At 56.0% G+C, this 16544-nt stretch carries 13 protein-coding genes; 6 read left to right on the top strand and 7 right to left on the bottom strand.

Features of this window, described 5'->3' with window-relative positions; translation table 11 throughout:
* Positions 1 to 221: 221 nt before the first annotated feature.
* Complete coding sequence (locus Q3970_RS00575; protein ID WP_303098671.1) at positions 222 to 1157, bottom strand: serine hydrolase; 936 nt, start codon at positions 1155 to 1157, stop codon at positions 222 to 224.
* A 375-nt stretch (positions 1158 to 1532) separates the two neighbouring features.
* Here Q3970_RS00575 and clpX point away from each other — a divergent pair, with 375 nt between their 5' ends.
* Positions 1533 to 2789, top strand: coding sequence for an ATP-dependent Clp protease ATP-binding subunit ClpX (gene clpX / locus Q3970_RS00570; RefSeq protein ID WP_303098670.1), 1257 nt, complete (start codon positions 1533 to 1535; stop codon positions 2787 to 2789).
* A gap of 466 nt (positions 2790 to 3255) precedes the next feature.
* Here the strand turns inward: clpX and recN are convergent, their stop codons facing one another.
* The 4 genes from recN to prmB all read right to left on the bottom strand — a co-directional run bounded on the left by recN (position 3256) and on the right by prmB (position 8670).
* Positions 3256 to 4917 (bottom strand): DNA repair protein RecN, encoded by a 1662-nt coding sequence (gene recN, locus Q3970_RS00565; protein WP_303098669.1) that lies wholly within the window; start codon positions 4915 to 4917, stop codon positions 3256 to 3258.
* A gap of 187 nt (positions 4918 to 5104) precedes the next feature.
* On the bottom strand, positions 5105 to 7267 hold the full coding sequence (locus tag Q3970_RS00560; protein WP_303098668.1) for a cation-translocating P-type ATPase: 2163 nt from the start codon (positions 7265 to 7267) through the stop codon (positions 5105 to 5107).
* Positions 7268 to 7306: 39 nt separating this feature from the next.
* Positions 7307 to 7516 carry a heavy-metal-associated domain-containing protein gene (locus Q3970_RS00555; protein ID WP_303098667.1) on the bottom strand — a complete coding sequence of 70 codons (210 nt, stop codon included), beginning with the start codon at positions 7514 to 7516 and terminating at the stop codon, positions 7307 to 7309.
* Between the two features lie 254 nt (positions 7517 to 7770).
* Positions 7771 to 8670 carry a 50S ribosomal protein L3 N(5)-glutamine methyltransferase gene (prmB, locus tag Q3970_RS00550; RefSeq protein WP_303098666.1) on the bottom strand — a complete coding sequence of 300 codons (900 nt, stop codon included), beginning with the start codon at positions 8668 to 8670 and terminating at the stop codon, positions 7771 to 7773.
* A 169-nt stretch (positions 8671 to 8839) separates the two neighbouring features.
* On the opposite strand from prmB, the gene glmM reads away from it, so the two are divergent.
* From glmM to Q3970_RS00530, 4 genes are all read left to right on the top strand, one after another.
* Complete coding sequence (gene glmM, locus Q3970_RS00545; RefSeq protein ID WP_303098665.1) at positions 8840 to 10201, top strand: phosphoglucosamine mutase; 1362 nt, start codon at positions 8840 to 8842, stop codon at positions 10199 to 10201.
* A 155-nt stretch (positions 10202 to 10356) separates the two neighbouring features.
* A complete protein-coding gene (locus Q3970_RS00540) occupies positions 10357 to 11043 on the top strand; it encodes a DedA family protein (protein WP_303098664.1) in 687 nt (228 codons plus the stop codon).
* Positions 11044 to 11178: 135 nt separating this feature from the next.
* Entirely contained in the window at positions 11179 to 12147 is a 969-nt protein-coding gene (gene speB, locus Q3970_RS00535; RefSeq protein WP_303098663.1) for an agmatinase, read from the top strand.
* Positions 12148 to 12358: 211 nt separating this feature from the next.
* The gene (locus Q3970_RS00530) at positions 12359 to 12973 is read left to right on the top strand and encodes a hypothetical protein (RefSeq protein WP_303098662.1); all 615 of its coding nucleotides are present in this window, start codon (positions 12359 to 12361) and stop codon (positions 12971 to 12973) included.
* 77 nt (positions 12974 to 13050) lie between these two features.
* Here Q3970_RS00530 and Q3970_RS00525 read toward each other — a convergent pair whose 3' ends face one another.
* On the bottom strand, positions 13051 to 13881 hold the full coding sequence (locus Q3970_RS00525) for a neutral zinc metallopeptidase (RefSeq protein WP_303098661.1): 831 nt from the start codon (positions 13879 to 13881) through the stop codon (positions 13051 to 13053).
* Positions 13882 to 14030: 149 nt separating this feature from the next.
* Positions 14031 to 15068 carry a sensor histidine kinase gene (locus Q3970_RS00520; protein WP_303098660.1) on the bottom strand — a complete coding sequence of 346 codons (1038 nt, stop codon included), beginning with the start codon at positions 15066 to 15068 and terminating at the stop codon, positions 14031 to 14033.
* Positions 15069 to 15114: 46 nt separating this feature from the next.
* On the opposite strand from Q3970_RS00520, the gene argH reads away from it, so the two are divergent.
* Complete coding sequence (gene argH / locus Q3970_RS00515) at positions 15115 to 16512, top strand: argininosuccinate lyase (RefSeq protein WP_303098762.1); 1398 nt, start codon at positions 15115 to 15117, stop codon at positions 16510 to 16512.
* Positions 16513 to 16544 lie beyond the last annotated feature (32 nt).

Raw genomic sequence — 16544 nt, 5'->3', positions numbered from 1 at the left:
AAGTTTCCTTTTCGGTTGAGACCCCGCCATTTATGGCGGTAGAATTTGGGTTTATCGGGTAGGGGTGTAACCCCTTCCCAATCAGGGCAACACGTAGGGCGGCGCTTTATGTGTCGTCCTGTGTGTTGAAACATTTAAATAAAACAAAGAGTTGATTGTGGCATGTACACAAAGGCCGTCTGAAACGTTTCAGACGGCCTTTGCTTGTTTGGAAGTAATGTTTAAGAGCGGCGCTGCAGCATCCACGATTCGATTTTGCGCGCATCGTTCACACGGCTGAGTGAGGAGGGCGCATTCAGTAAAACAATGGTAACGGGCTGGTTTTGCACATTGGTTTTCACTACCATCGAGCGTCCGGCTTCGCGGATATAGCCGGTTTTCTGCAACTCGATATTCCAGCCGCCGTCGCGTACCAGCTGGTTGGTGTTTTTATAGCTGATCTGGCCGCGTTTGGTGTAAACCGAACGGTGGTTGGAGGTACTGTCGCGGCGGATGGCGGGATATTTGCTGGCGGCCTGTACCAATTTGTTCAGATCGTTGGCAGTGGAAACATTGCGGAAATCCAAGCCGGTCGGTTCGTAAAAACGAGTGCTGGTCATACCCAAACTTTGCGCTTTGCGGTTCATGGCGCTGACGAAAGCGGCCATGCCGCCCGGGTAGTTGCGGCCGAGTGCATGGGTTGCGCGGTTTTCGCTGCTCATCAGGCTCAGGTGCAGCATTTCTCCGCGCGTTAATGTGGTGCCCACGGTTAAGCGGCTGCCGGTGCCTTTCAGGCGGTCGATTTCGGCCTCGGTAATGGTCAGGCGTTCACTCATGTTTTGATTGGCGTCAAGCACCACCATTGCCGACATTAATTTGGAAATCGAAGCAATGGGCATTACGCGGTTGGGATTTTTCTGAAACAGCACTTCGCCGGTTTTGTTGTTCACAATCAGGGCGGATTGCGAAGACAGCAGGGGGCCGGCATAAGCGGCCTGCGCCTCTACCTGCTCGGCCGCATTCATGGAGGCAAACGCACCTATCGGATCATTTTCTACAGGAAAGTTTTGTTCTAAAAACTGGCCGAGCACATCCAGATCATCGGCGGCGGCGGGCAGGGAAAAAGCGGCCAGCCCGATGCTCAGGCAGGCGGCGGCGATTTTTTTGCTGAAGTTCATTTTAGTCGGATTCCGTAAGTGTTTTGTGGGAAAGATTTGAAAGCAAACAGCGGCAGCCGGGTCCGAAAAACATTTTTGCGGTACAAACGGCGGCAGGATCGGGGTTATGACAAATCGGCGCTGTTTGGAATGACTAGCGGATTATCGTGGAGCAGGAGGAGCTTGTAAAGTAAATAAAGTATATTTTTCATTAGTTTGCGCTATTTTTTACGTTTCCGTTGTATTTTTTTATGTAAAACAGGCCGTCCGAACGGTTTGAAAGGCAATTTGAGCGGTGCGGTTTGATAAACGGGCGGATAGTATTTATACTAAACCATTTTTGCGGCCTGCTCCGTCCGGCCGCTTTGTTGTAGCTGAATAATTGAAGAATGGAATATGTCTGACGAAAAGCGTTATTGCTCGTTTTGCGGTAAGCCCGAGCATGAAGTAAAAAACCTGATTGAGGGCGAACACGCCTGCATCTGCAACGAATGTGTGGAAACCTGCGGCATCATGCTGCAAAACCCTGATGATGATTTTATGCAGGAAGCGGGCGCAGGGGAAGACAAACTGCCCACGCCCGCCGAAATCGTGGCCAACCTCAACGATCACGTTATCGGGCAGGAACAGGCGAAAAAAGCGCTGGCGGTGGCGGTGTATAACCACTATAAACGTTTGCGCCATCCCAAAAGCAGCGACAAAGTGGAATTGTCGAAAAGCAATATTCTGCTGATCGGCCCCACCGGTTCGGGCAAAACCCTGCTGGCGCAATCGCTGGCACGCAAACTCGACGTGCCGTTTGTGATGGCCGATGCTACCACACTCACTGAAGCGGGTTATGTGGGCGAAGATGTGGAGCAGATTATCACCAAGCTTTTGGGCAAATGCGATTTCGATGTGGAAAAAGCCCAGCGCGGCATTGTGTATATTGATGAAATCGATAAAATTTCACGTAAGAGCGACAACCCTTCGATTACCCGCGACGTATCGGGCGAGGGCGTGCAGCAGGCGCTGTTGAAACTGATTGAAGGTACGGTGGCTTCGGTGCCGCCGCAAGGAGGGCGCAAACACCCGAATCAGGAATTTATCAATGTCGATACCACCAATATCCTGTTTATCTGCGGCGGCGCGTTTGCCGGTTTGGAGAAAGTAATCCGCCAGCGAACCGAAAAAGGCGGCATCGGTTTCGGTGCGGTGGTGAGCAGCAAAGACGAAAACGCCGACATCACCGCCCTGTTTGAAACCGTGGAACCGGAAGATTTAATCAAATTCGGCCTGATTCCCGAATTAATCGGCCGCCTGCCTGTGATTGCCACGCTGGCCGAGTTGGATGAAGATGCTTTAATCAATATCCTCACCGAGCCGAAAAACGCGCTGGTGAAGCAATATCAGGCGTTGTTTGCAATGGAGGGCGTTGAGTTGGAAGTGCTGCCTTCCGCCCTGCGCAGCATTGCCGGGCAGGCGATGGAGCGTAAAACGGGCGCGCGCGGTTTGCGCTCGATTGTCGAACGCTGCCTGCTTGATACTATGTATATGCTGCCTGATTTGCAGGATGTGAAAAAAGTGGTGGTGAACGAAAGCGTAATTGAAAAAGGCGAGGCGCCCAAACTGTTGAAAGCGGACGGAAGCGAGTATCTGCCAACCGCTGCGTAAAATGCAAAACGTATGGGCAGGCCGAGGCTGTTGCACAATCCAAAAAGTACCGCCTTTTACAGTGGCTTAAATTTAAAAGGGGACAAGGCGGCGAAGCCGCAGACAGTTACAGATAGTACGGAACCGGTTCTGTTGCCGCTTCAGCGGCTTACAAAACCGTTCTCTTTGGGCTAAGGCGGGGCAACGCCGTACTGTTTTAAATTTAAGCCGCCATACAAAAACATCAGGCCGTCTGAAACATGGGTTTTCAGACGGCCTGAATTTTTGGCGAGTAATTTCGGTATCTTCAAACATCCGCGTTATATTCGGGCTTGCCCTGGGTACCGTGTCGGTTCAGAAAATAGCAGATACTCGGGTCAAGCCCGAGTATGACGGGGTTTAAAGTATGGCAGGGTACAAATATTTTCGGGATTAAAGCGAATTTCGCAAGGCGTTTGATTGGCCGGTCTGCTTTATCCGGTGCCGATTATTGCGCCGCCAGAGCCAGCATTTCTTCGGCATGTTTGCGTGTGGTGCCGGTAATCACTTCGCCACCGAGCATGCGGGCGATTTCTTCGATGCGGCTGCTGTTGTCCAATACTTTGATTTCGCTAACGGTTTGATCGCCTTCGCTGTGTTTGTGCACCTGCCAGTGGTTTTCGCCGCAGGCGGCCACTTGTGGCAGGTGGGTAACGGCCAGCACTTGGTGCCGTTTGCCCAGCGCGCGCAGGGCGCGGCCTACGGTTTCGGCCACACCGCCGCCGATACCCGTGTCTACCTCGTCGAAAATCAGCGTCGGCACTTGGGTGTAGCGGCTGGTAACCACTTGGATGGAAAGGCTGATGCGGGCAAGTTCGCCGCCGGAGGCCACTTTGTTGAGCGGGCGCAGGGGGCTGCCTTTGTTGGCGGCCACTTGGTACTGCACTTGCTCCAAGCCGTGCGGCGCGGGCGGGCAGGGTGGCAGTTCGATGTGGAAGGTCGCCCCTTTCATTGATAAATGCTGCATGTGTCCGGTGGTTTCGGCGGCCAGTTTGGCGGCGGCCTCACGACGCATGGCCGACAGTTTCTGCGCGGCGGCGGTGTATTCGGCCTCGGTGTGCGCAACGGCGGCTTCGAGGGCGGCGATGTCGGCGGCTTCGTGCAGGCTTTGCAGGGTGCGGTTCAGCTCTTCGAGTTTGGCGGGCAGCTCTTCGGGTTCGACGCGGTATTTGCGCGCCATGCCCATCAGCTCGCCCATGCGCCGTTCTTGTTCGGCCAATTCTCTAGGGTTGATTTCGACGCGGTTGGCTACGTCGCGCATATTGGCGCCGATTTCGCCCAATTCGGCTTCGACGGCGGCGAGCATTTCGAGGCTTTCGGCAAAGTGCGGTTCGATGTTTTGCAGGCTGCCCAAGAGTTTTTGGCATTGGTAGAGTTGGCGCTGCATACCGTTGTCGCCGTCGATGTGTTCCGAAACCTGCTCAGCGGCCTGCAACAGTTCGGCGGCGTGGGCTAGGCTGTGGTGGCTTTGGTTGAGGCTTTCCCATTCTCCGTGGCGCAAATCGAGCCGGTTCAGTTCGTTATATTGCCATTCCACCCGTTCGCGTTCGATGGCGGTGTTTTCGGCGTGGTTTTGCGCTTCGTGCAGGGATTTGCGGGCGTCGCTCCAGTTTTGGTAAAGCTTTTTCACCGATCCTGCCTGTTCTTGGGCGCCGGCGAAAGCATCGAGCAATTGCCGCTGGGCGGATTCTTGGTTGAGCGAATGGTGTGCGTTTTGGCCGTGGATATCAATGAGTTGGCTGCCGATTGCTTTCAATTGCGCCAGCGTGGCGGCCTGGTTGTTGATGAAGCTGCGGCTTTTGCCTTTGACGTCGATAATGCGGCGTATGCTCAGCTCTTCGCCGCCTTCTTCCAGCAAACCCTGTTCATACAGTTGCGCCTGCAATGCGGGCAGGCCGCCGATGTCGAACAGGGCGGAAAGTCGGGCTTCTCGGGCGCCGGTGCGCACTTGGCTGAAGTCGGCTTTGTCGCCCAACAATAAGCCGAGCGCATCAAGCGTGATGGATTTGCCCGCACCGGTTTCGCCGGTGAGTACGGTGAAGCCGGTTTGGAAGCTGAGGTTGAGTGTTTCTACAATCACGAAGTCGCGTAATGAAAGCGCCAGCAGCATGGGAGTTCCTCGGTTGGGGCCGTCTGAAACGGGAGTGAGATGGTTATGCGGGATTATAACTAAGATTTTTCGTAGTTAAAATAAGATTTTTTATAGTTTTCTTAGAATTTATTTATTTTTTAATTGATGTGGTTGATTTTATTGAGTTTAGGCCGTCTGAAAGGTGTTTTCAGACGGCCTGGGCATATCACTCAATCCTTACCCGCTTCAGGCGCAAAGCATTGCCAAGCACCGAAATCGAGCTTAAGGCCATGGCTGCGCCGGCAATCACCGGGCTGAGAAAGCCCAAGGCGGCCAACGGAATGCCCAATGTGTTGTAGAAAAAGGCGAAAAACAGGTTTTGCTTGATGTTTTTCAGGGTGGCGCGCGAAATCAGCAGGGCATCGACCATTTGGTCGGCCGAGTGCTGCATCAGGGTGGCCGAGGCGGTGTGTTCGGCCACGTCGGCTCCGCCCTTCATGGCGAAGCTGACGTCGGCGGCGGCGAGTGCGGGGGCGTCGTTGATGCCGTCGCCCGCCATCGCCACGGTTTTGCCTGCGGCTTTCAGCTTCTGCACTTCGGCGGCTTTGTCGCGCGGGCTCATGTTGCCGAAAGCGCGGTCTATGCCCAGTTGCGCGGCGATGTAGCCGGCCACGCCCTGATTGTCGCCGCTCATCATATACACTTCGATACCGTGCGCTTTCAGACGGCCTACCGCCTGTTTGCTGTCGTTTTTTAGACGGTCGGCCAGCGCGAAGGCGCCGAGGGCGCGGCCGTTTGCCGACACGGCGGCGATGCTGGCGATTTGCCATACGGAATCAAGGTTTTCGGGCAGTGTGAGGCCGCAATAGGCGGGTTTGCCCACTTTCACTTCGCCGATACCGTCGATATCGGCTTTCACGCCTGCACCGGCTTCGGTTTGCACATTGCAGGCTTCGGGCAGGGCGATGCCGCGCGCCAAGGCCGCTTGAACGATGGCGCGTGCGAGCGGGTGGGCGGCATTTTGTTCGACGGCGGCGGCAAGGCGGTAGAGTTCGTTTTCGTCTGTGTTTTCAGACGGCCTCAGATACACCGCCGCCACTTCGGGTTTGCCTTCGGTGAGGGTGCCGGTTTTGTCGAGCACCACCGCGTTTACATGGGCGGCGGCCTCCATGGCGGCAGCGTCTTTAAACCAGATGCCGTGGTGCACCGCCTTGCCCATGCCGACCATAATCGCAGCGGGCGTGGCGAGGCCGAGCGCGCACGGACAGGCAATCACCAATACCGCCACGGCGTTCATCAGCGCGGGTATCCAATCGCCTTTGAAGAGCCAGGTCAAAACAAAAGTGAGCGCGGCGATGCCGACCACGGCGGGCACGAACACCGCCGCCGCTTTGTCGGCCACCCGCGCAATCGGCGCTTTGCTGCCCTGCGCTTCGGAAAGCGCGGCCATCATGTCGCCCAGCAGGGTTTGGCTGCCGAGCTGTTCGGCGCGGTAAACGATGCTGCCGTCGGTGATCATGGCACCTGCCAGCACTTTGCTGCCGGCGGTTTTTGCCTCGGGCTGCGATTCGCCCGTGAGATGGCTTTCGTCGGCCCAGCCGCCGCCGCTTTCCACCGTTCCGTCGGCCGCAATCCGTTCGCCGTGGCTGGCGCGGATCAGGTCGCCGGTTTGCACTTGGTCGAGCGGCAGGCTCTGCCATTGACCGTTGCGCTCCACATTCACTTGGCTCGGCGTGAGTTTCAGCAGCAGGCCGAGGCTGTTGAGGCTGGATTTTTTCGCGCGGTGTTCGAGAAATTTGCCCAGACTCACGAAACCGACCACCATCACGCCCGCCTCGAAATACACATGCGCCATGCCGTCGTGGCCCATCGCGCGGTGGGCAAACATCATATAGGTTGAATAAAGGTAAATCGCCACCGTGCCGACGGTAACCAGCACATCCATATTCGCCAGCCCGCCTTTGATGCTCGCCCATGCGCTTTTGTAAAACGGCACCGCCAGCCAAAGCTGCACCACGCTGGCCAGCGCAAACTGCCACATAACGGGCATCATCCAGTCGTGCCGGCCCGTCATCATGCCCGCCATGCCGATGAGAAACGGCACGTTGACGGTCAGCAGCAGCCACAAACGCCGGCCGATATGGTTTTCAGACGGCACCGTGGCGGCGGTATCGGTTTTTTCCACCGCTTCAAAACCTGCCTTTGCGATGATTGCCGCCAGCGCGGCGGCATCGGTGCGGCTGCCGTCGAACACCACCTGCGCCTCTTCGCTGGCGAAGTTTACCGAGGCCGCTTGAACGAAATCTTTTTTGTTCAACACCTTCTCAATGCGCGAGGCGCAGGCTTGGCAGGTCATGCCGCCGATTTGGAAACGGGCTTTCTGCTGCATGGTTTTTCTTTCTGCTGCGGGCGTTTCAGACGGCCTGTGTTACAGCGAGGCATCGAAGCCCGCGTCTTCCACAGCTTCGATTAAGGCGGCGGTTCGGATTTTGCCGGCATCGAAAGTAATCACGGCATTGGCGTTTTCCAAGCTCACTTCGGCCTTTTTCACGCCGTTTAGGTTTTCCAAAACTTTGGTAACGCTGCTAACGCAGCCGCCGCAGGTCATTCCGCCGATGTTGAGGGTGATGGTGTTCATAATGTTCTCCGTGATAAGTGAGGTGAGAGTTTAACTATAAACCTTAACGTATGGTGAAGGTCAAGCGGGCGGAAGGTTGGTGCGTGTTGATCTGCTGCCTCTAAACTGGAGCCGGGTATGACGAAAAACAAGGGTTTCGGGCTTCGGTAAGGTTTGGCGGCAAAGATATTTGGCTGAGGAAACTGAAAGGCCGTCTGAAAATATTCAGACGGCCCGGGCAGACTTTGCATATGTTTTTGATATTTTCGGGAAGATTATTCCCCGCCCAAAAGCTGTTCGCGCGTGAGCAGGAATACGAAGCCGTCGCCGCCGCTGGTTTCCAGCCAGGTGAACGGCAGTTCGGGATAAGCGGCTTCCAGCACGTCGCGGTTGTGGCCGATTTCAACCAGCAGCACGCCTTTGGGGTTTAAGAACTTGGCGGCCTGCAAGATGATTTCGCGGGTGGCGTCGAGACCGTCCGAACCGCTGCCTAAGGCCAGTTCGGGTTCGTGCAGGTATTCTTCGGGCAGTTCGGCCACCGATTCGGCATCGACGTAAGGCGGGTTGGAAACGATTAAATCGTATGTGCCTTCCAACCCTTCAAATAAATCGGTGTGGATCAGGTTGATGCGCTCTTCGAGGCCGTAGCTTTCGATGTTGGTGGCGGCCACTTCCAAGGCATCGAGGCTTAAATCGACCGCGTCGATTTCGGCGGCGGGGTAGTGGTGCGCCATTTGGATGGCCAGACAGCCGCTGCCGGTGCACAAATCCAGCGCGCGGTGCACCAGTTCTTCGTGTTCTATCCACGGCAGCAGCGGTTCGCCCAAAAGCTCATAAACAAACGAACGCGGCACGATAACGCGCTCGTCGACATAAAAATCAAACTCGCCCTGCCAAGCCTGCCGGGTGAGGTAAGCCACGGGTATGCGTTCGGTTACGCGCCGTTCAATAAGGCCGAGCACTTCTTCTTTTTCGGCACTCAGCAGCTTGGCGTCAAGATAGGGCTCAAGCGTGTCTAACGGCAGGTTGAGGGTGTGCAGTATCAGATAGGCGGCTTCGTCGTGGGCATTGTCGCTGCCGTGGCCGAAATGCAGCCCGGCTTCGTTGAAACGGCTTACGGCAAAGCGCAGGATGTCGCGCACGGTGGTGAGGTGTTTGGCGGCTTCGGAAAACATGGGGCGGTCCGTCGGTTGGAATAAGGCATGATTATAGCCGATTAAATTTCAGACGGCCTGTGTTGCGGATGTCCGGCGCAAGCCCGCAAACCGCAAAACCTTGTAAACCGCTGGATACCGCGGCAGTGCTGATTTACAATGACAGCTTCAATTTCACGGAGTGTTTTATATGTCAAAGAAATATTTCGGCACCGACGGCGTGCGCGGTGAGGTGGGTCAGTTTCCGATTGCCCCCGATTTTGTATTGAAGCTCGGTTATGCCGCAGGCCAGGTGTTGGTTCAGCACGACAGCGAACACAAACCCACCGTGATTATCGGTAAAGACACCCGTATTTCGGGCTATATGCTCGAAGCGGCATTGGTGGCGGGTTTTACCGCCGCCGGCGTCAACGTTATCCAAACCGGCCCGCTGCCCACGCCCGGCGTGGCCTATCTCACGCGCGCGCTGCGCCTGTCGGCCGGTGTGATGATTTCCGCATCGCACAATGTTTATTCCGACAACGGCATCAAATTTTTCGCCGAAGGCGGCGTGAAGCTTTCTGACGAAATCGAGTTGGAAATCGAAGCCAGGCTTGATGAGGAAATGAAAACCCTGTCTTCCGACAAACTCGGGCGCGCCCGCCGCGTAACCGGTGCCGACGACCGCTATATCGAATTCTGCAAATCAACGTTTCCTGCCAACCTCGACCTGCGCGGCCTGAAACTGGTGGTGGATACCGCCAACGGCGCGGGTTACGATGTTGCGCCCAAAGTATTTCACGAGCTGGGGGCGCAGGTGGTAACCATCGGAGATGAGCCCGACGGCTACAATATCAACGAAAAATGCGGCGCCACCCACCCGAAAGCCTTGCAGGCGGCGGTGCTGCAAAACGAAGCCGACTACGGCATCGCGCTCGACGGCGACGGCGACCGCCTGATTATGGTGGATAAAAACGGCAAGGTTTACGACGGCGACAGTCTGATTTATGTGATTGCCAAAGCCCGCGCCCGCGAAGGCGTGGAAATCGGCGGCGTGGTCGGCACGGTGATGACCAACATGGCGATGGAGCTGGCCCTGAAAGAGCAGGGCGTTGCCTTCTGCCGCGCCAAAGTGGGCGACCGTTATGTGTTGGAACAACTGCACCAGCGCGGCTGGTTAATCGGCGGCGAAGCCAGCGGCCATATTCTGTGCATGGACAAACACAATACCGGCGACGGCATCATTTCTGCCCTGCAGGTATTGGCCGCGCTGCGCATTCTGAAGCAGGACCTGATGACCGTGTGTTCCGACTGGCAGGCGTTTCCGCAAACTATGATCAATGTGCGCATTCAAAAAGGGCAGGATTGGCAGAGCGCTTCGAAAGACGTGCTGGCCGAAGTGGAAAAAGAGCTCGAAGGCAAAGGCCGCGTGGTGTTGCGCGCTTCGGGCACCGAGCCTGTAGTGCGCGTGATGGTGGAGGCCCGCCAGATCGATCAGGCCAAGAAAGGGGCGGAACGTATCGCTGCTGCCATTCAAGGCACGGCGGATCCTGCGGCAAAAACCAAGAAATAGGCACGGCTGTTTTCAGACGGCCTGCGGGAAAAGTTTGGAAGTATGGTTTTCAAACCGTAATTTTTCAAAAATACTGCGGGGCCGTCTGAAAAAACAGCGGCGGAAAACAGCAGCACAGATTCCATACAATCAAACCAATAAGGAATACAAGCATCATGCTTGCAATTTTAGAAGCGTTTTTTATCCAATACGGTTACGCAGCGGTGTTTTTGGTGCTGCTGGCCTGCGGCTTCGGCGTGCCGATACCCGAAGACGTTACTTTGGTGGCCGGCGGCGTGATTTCCGGCCTTGGCTATACCAACGTGCATATTATGGTGGCGGTGGGCATGCTCGGCGTGTTGGTGGGCGACGGCCTGATGTTTGTTGCCGGCCGCGTGTTCGGGCATAAAATCTTGAAAGTGCGCTTTATTGCACGCGTGATGACGCCGAAACGCTATGCGCAGGTGCAGGAAAAATTCGATAAATACGGCAACCGCGTGCTGTTTGTCGCGCGCTTCCTGCCCGGTTTGCGCACGCCGATTTTCATCACCGCCGGCATCAGCCGCAAAGTTTCTTACCTGCGCTTTTTGATTATGGACGGCCTGGCTGCGCTGATTTCGGTGCCGGTGTGGGTGTATCTCGGCTCATACGGCGCCGAAAACCGCGAATGGCTGATGCACAAAGTGCACCAGTTCCAATCGGGGTTGTTCGTTTTAATCGGCATCGGCGCGGCGGTGCTGCTGTATTTCTGGTGGAAGAAACGCCAACGCCAACGCTTTTTCCGCGAGCACATCCGCAGCATCCGCGCCAAACGCAAAGAGCGTAAGGCCGCGCGTAAAGCGGCGGAAAAACAGGCCGATTGACGGCGTATTTAAAAAAGGGTTTTGGCTTCGCAGAAACTTATTTCCTGCGGAAACCGCGTTTTCAGGCCGTCTGAAAGCCTTTTTCTCTTTTCAGACGGCCAAAATATATTTATTTTTTGCAAGAGGGCAGGCAACATGAACGGAAAAATCTACGGCGACGGCGCGTTCCGCCGCGAATCGCTGCAAGGCTCCACCATTGAAAACACCTATGCCGGTGCCTTATCGTTTATGCGCCGCCGCTACACCCGTGATTTGGCCGGTGTGGACGTGGTGGTGTCGGGCGTGCCGCTCGATTTGGCCACCACCTTCCGCCCCGGCGCACGCTTGGGCCCTGCCGCCATCCGTGCAGCCAGCGTGCAGCTGGCAGAACTGAACCTGTTTCCGTGGGGTTTCGACCCGTTCGACGATCTGGCCGTTATCGATTACGGCGACTGCTGGTTCGACGCCCACCAACCGTGGACGATACGTGAAACCATCAAACAGCACGCGCTCGACATTATCACCAACAGCAACGCCAAAATGCTCACGTTCGGCGGCGACCATTTCATCACCTATCCATTATTGCAGGCGCACGCCGAAAAATACGGCAAGCCCTTGAGCCTCTTGCATTTCGACGCCCATTGCGACACTTGGCCCGACGATGCGCCCGAGTCGCTCAACCACGGCACCATGTTTTACAAAGCCATTAAAGACGGCCTGATCAACCCGCACACTTCCGCACAAGTCGGCATCCGCACTTGGAACAGCGACTTTATGGGCATGAACATGCTGTTTGCGCCGTGGGTGAATGAAAACGGCATCGAAGCCACCGTCAAACGCATCTACGACATCATCGGCAGCCACCCCGTTTACATCACCTTCGATATCGACTGCCTCGACCCCGCGTTCGCCCCCGGCACCGGCACCCCCGTTCCCGGCGGCCTCAATTCGCACACCGCGCTGGGCATTATCCGCGCGCTGGGCAATTTGAATATCGTCGGTATGGACGTGGTGGAAGTTTCACCGGCCTACGACAACGCTGAAATCACCGCCATCGCTGCCGCCCACGTTGCCGCCGATATGCTGTGTTTGATGCGCAATAAGAAAGTGGCGGGTGCGCTGTAACCGTGCCGTTTTTCCGGCGGGTTTGGCAAAAGGCGTTTGAGGCCGCCTGAACATACCTGATACCGTCATACCCGGGCTTTACCCGAGTATCTTTTGGTTGCAAAAGCAATACGGGCATTGGGATCGAGGCTGAGTTATGGCGGCAGATAAACTTTTTGTGATGTCTTTGAATTTTGCAAAAGCCTCATATTTTTAATAAGCGGGAGCGGATATGGATTTATCAATGGCGGTAATGGTTTTGGCATCGGGGCTGGTTCATATGTATGCGGGCGTGCTGCTGTTTTCGGGGCGCGACCGCCGCAATCCGCAGCAGGGCAGAGACAGTGTGATTGCCAACACGCCCGACAAAAATATTTTTGCATCGGGCATTCTCAGCCTATTGGCCGGCAGTTTTTGGATGATGCCGCTTTATTATCTGGCCAGGCTGCCTACGTTTACGGGTATGGTGGCGTTTATTTCATTTGCCTTATTTGTGCTGTCTTGCACCGTGTTCCATGTGGCTGCCGGTTTTGCGCTGTATACGTATAAAAAAGACCAAACGGGCAACAGCCCCATGCAAAACATCATCAAAACCTATGCTTTGGTTTATATTTTTTGGGCGGCGGTGTATTCGCTGGCCATGATGTTGCTGGGGATTTCGGGTGTGTTGTCTATGAATGCCTTCCATTATCTGAGCCTGCCGTTGCCTGCGATTCTGATCATACAGCTCGGCTTGGGTGTGAAACTGAGAAAAACGGCTTATTTTACGGATATATCCGGCACATTGGCGGTGATGGTGTCGCTGTTGTCAACCGTGAATATCATGGTGTCGAACCATATTCAGTAGAAAAACATTTTGAAAGGCAGCAGGCCGTCTGAAATTTTTCAGACGGCCTTCTTTTTATTTTTAAAACAAATAATTAATCAAGAAAACGTATTGCATTGATTGATGTCGCCGCTCTGCATGCCGCGTTTGAACCATGCCATGCGCTGGGCAGACGAGCCGTGGGTGAAACTGTCGGGCACGGCATAGCCTTGCGCCTGTTGTTGCAGGCGGTCGTCGCCCACTGCTTCGGCGGCGGCCACGGCCTCTTCGATGTCGCCCTCTTCAAACAGTTTCTGGTTGACGGCGTAATGCGCCCAAATGCCGGCAAAGCAGTCGGCCTGCAATTCGAGCTTCACCGAAAGCGCGTTGGCCTGCGTTTTGCCCACGCTCTGCTGTGCCTGGTTCACCTGCGGCAGAATACCGAGCAGGTTTTGCACATGGTGGCCGACTTCGTGGGCAATCACATAGGCAAACGCCGCATCGCCCGATGCGCCGAGCTGTTTGCGCATGTCTTCGTAGAACGACAAATCCAGATAAACCTTACGGTCGGCCGGGCAGTAAAACGGCCCCATCGCCGCCCGGCCGGTGCCGCAGGCGGTTTGGGTGCCGGCGGTGTAGAGCACCAGCGTGGCGGGTGTGTAGCGGCTGCCGCGTTTGCTGAAATAATCGGCCCACACGCTTTCGGTGTCGGCCAGCACCACGCGCGAGAGCTCGTTTAATTGGGCTTCCTGCCCGCTGCTGAGTGAAGACTGCTGCGCGGCTGTGCCGATTTGCGGTGTGCCGACAATGCCGGATAAATCCACGCCGTAATAAGCGCCCACCAGTAAAATGATGATGCCGATGATGCCGGTGCCTTTGCCGCCGGTGCGGCTGCCCCGGCTGCGGCGGTCTTCCACGTTAGAGCTTTGTTTCCTTCCTTGCCAACGCATGGTCTGATTCCTTTTGCGGGTAAAAAATACGGCAGCATTATACGCCTGCTTTTCGGGTTTAAGGCGGCAGAGGGAAGGGCGGCAGGATTTTTGCATAAAAGGCCGTCTGAAAAACAATTTTTCAGACGGCCTTGATGCGGGTGTGGCTCTTAACCGAACAGCTGCTTTAAATCGGAAGACTTCCTGCGGTAGGGCAGGCGGATGTCGACGCGGAAAATACCGTCGAGCTGGCGGCTTTTAATCACCGCATCGTTGTCGTACATCAGCGCCAAACGCTCTTTCAGGTTGCGCAGCGCCATAGAATTGCCTTTGTGGGGTTTGGCGTTTTCCTGGCTGTCGGTGGGAACGTAGGGGTTTTCGATGCGGATATAGATCCAATGTTTCTGGCGCGTGGTCAGCACCGAAATGCAGCCGGGGCGGTGGGTGGATTCAATGCCGTGGAACACGGCGTTTTCCAGCAGGGGCTGCAGCAGAAGGTGCGGCGTTTCGGCGTCGTCGGGCGCATGGTGCTGCCACATCACCTGCACGCGCGTGTGGCCCATGCGGATCTGTTCGATGGCGATGTATTCCTGCGCCCATTCGATTTCCTGCCCCAGCGTGCTGTTTTGGCTGCCGTCGCGCAGTTGGGCGCGGAACAGGTTGGCCAGATTTTCGAGCAGGGTTTCCGCATCATAGGGGCGCAGGCGGATCAGGCTGATGGCAGCGTTGAGGCTGTTAAACAGAAAGTGCGGGCGGATGCGGGCGGTCAGCGCGCTCAAACGCGCTTCGGAAAGCGAGGGCGCCAGGCTGTAACGGCGCGAGGCTTCGGTGTACATAAACCCCAAAGCAAAGAAATTGAACAGGAAAAAGTGTTGCCAAAACGACATGCGCTCGCCCAATACCACATAATCCACCACTGTAAATATTACTAGGTTGGAGATATGTATGACAGGCACGGCGAATCTGGATTCGGTAACGCGCCGCAGCACGTTTGCCAGTGTGTAGCCCTTCACCAGAATCAGCAGCAGCGTGGGTGCCGCCCATGCGGCATTTCCGTAAACCTGCCCAAGGTAGCTTTCCGAAGAATTGCTGATCAGCGGAAACAGCAGCAAAGCCAGCATGCTTGTCAGCATCAGGCGCGATATGGTGCCGAAATTGCGCAAATCGGGAACTGCAAACCAAGTGTGCATTTGACGTATAATAGGCATCTTTACAACAAAATCCTAACTAATGCGATAAGCAAGCGAGCGAATGATGAACGATAACAAAACCTGGTCGGGCCGTTTTAACGAGCCCGTGTCCGAGTTGGTGAAAAAATACACAGGCTCCGTCGGTTTCGACAAACGCCTGGCGAAGTGGGACATACAAGGTTCTCTGGCGCACGCGCAGATGCTTTGCGAGGCAGGCGTGCTGGGCGCGGAAGACCTTGCCGCCATCCGCAACGGAATGGCCGAGATTATAGCAGAAATCGAATCGGGCCAGATGACCTGGTCATTGGATTTGGAAGATGTGCATATGAACATCGAGCGCCGCCTCACCGATAAAATCGGCGACGCCGGCAAACGCCTGCACACCGGCCGCAGCCGCAACGACCAGGTTGCCACCGACATCCGCCTGTGGCTGCGCGACCAAATCACTGATATTCAAGCCCTGATTCAAGAGCTTCAGACGGCCTTGGTTGATTTGGCCGAACAAAACGCCGAAGTGGTGATGCCCGGCTTCACCCACCTTCAGGTTGCCCAGCCCGTGAGCTTCGGCCACCACATGCTGGCTTATGTGGAAATGCTCGGCCGCGATTTCGAGCGCATGGCCGACTGCCGCAAGCGCGTGAACCGTATGCCTTTGGGCGCGGCGGCGCTGGCCGGCACCACTTATCCCGTCCGCCGCGAAACCACCGCCGGACTGCTGGGTTTCGGGCAAATCTGCCAAAACTCGCTCGATGCCGTGTCCGACCGCGATTTCGCCATCGAATTCACCGCTGCGGCCAGCCTGATTATGGTGCATTTGAGCCGCCTTTCCGAAGAGCTGATTTTGTGGATGAGCCCGCGCTTCGGCTTTATCGACATCGCCGACCGTTTCTGCACCGGTTCTTCCATTATGCCGCAGAAGAAAAACCCCGACGTGCCCGAACTCGTGCGCGGCAAAAGCGGCCGCGTGATCGGCCACCTCACCGGCCTGATTATGCTGATGAAATCGCAGCCCTTGGCATATAACAAAGACAATCAGGAAGACAAAGAACCGCTGTTTGACACCGCCGACACCTTAATCGATACCCTGCGCATCTATGCCGACATGATGCGCGGCGTAACCGTGAAGCCCGAAAACATGCGCGCCGCCGTGATGCAGGGTTTCGCCACCGCCACCGATTTGGCCGATTATCTGGTGAAAAAAGGCATGCCGTTCCGCGATTCGCACGAAACGGTTGCCCTTGCCGTGCGCCATGCCGACACGCAGGGCGTAGATTTGAGCGGACTGCCGCTGAGCGTGCTGCAAGGCTTTTCGGATTTGATCGGCGAAGATGTGTACGAAGTGCTCACTCCCGAAGGCAGCCTCAACGCCCGCAACCATTTGGGCGGAACCGCGCCCGAGCAAGTGCGTTTGCAGGTAAAACGCTGGCGCGGCCTGCTGGCGGATACGCAAAACGCAGGGTAGGGTGCCGCCGTTTCAGACGGCCTGAAATAAAA

Origin of the sequence: Neisseria sp., from assembly GCF_030530745.1 — a bacterium.
In the GTDB taxonomy this organism is placed as follows: Bacteria; Pseudomonadota; Gammaproteobacteria; order Burkholderiales; family Neisseriaceae; genus Neisseria.
This window is presented reverse-complemented; position numbering and strand designations above follow the sequence as displayed.